Source organism: Campylobacter troglodytis (assembly GCF_006864425.1).
Taxonomy (GTDB): domain Bacteria; phylum Campylobacterota; class Campylobacteria; order Campylobacterales; family Campylobacteraceae; genus Campylobacter_D; species Campylobacter_D troglodytis.
Genome location: NZ_QHLI01000225.1, coordinates 1 through 563, shown reverse-complemented (window position 1 = coordinate 563; position 563 = coordinate 1). Strand labels below are relative to the sequence as shown.

The 563-nt window shown below is 30.7% G+C and carries 1 protein-coding gene; it reads right to left on the bottom strand.

Translation table 11 applies throughout. The annotated features are described in order from the left end of the window. Positions 1-563 (bottom strand): hypothetical protein (locus tag DMC01_RS14270; RefSeq protein WP_185908986.1); only part of this gene is annotated, 563 nt, incomplete at both ends.

The following is a 563-nucleotide window of genomic DNA, read 5'->3' as shown; positions in this document are numbered from 1 at the left end:
TCATAAAGCGTAATTGCCTTATCATCGCTTAATGCTACAAAAGTGCTTATAATGCTGTAATACTCATCGTTTATATTATTTTTCTCTTGCAAACGCATCCTTGCTATGGCTTCATAGATATTTAATCTTTTCTCATTATAGGTAAAAGTAAAATATTTTTGCATAAAGTCTTTATAAGCTAATTTAGCATTTTGTGTGAATTCTTTGTGCCTTTCATAAAGCTTTATGCTTTGCCACTGAGAAAAGATTAGTTGAGAAAAGGGATACTGCTTTACTAAGAGAGAAAACTCATCATTATGATCTTTATGAAAGGAAAGCACTTCTAAGATGATGCGTTTGGGTAAAGGGATACCAAAGGCATTGTAATCTTTGTCTTGTAAAAATGCTAATTCTTTAAGCAAGAGCAAATCTTTTTGTTTAAATTCAAATCTTGTGTGTATTAAATTAAATTCAAGCGAAGCCATAGATAAAACCTCTTTATCAAGGTAGAAAAATCTATCCCACTCATACCTATCATTTATATTGCTATGCTTGCGTATATAAGCTAGAGTCATTTGTTTTTC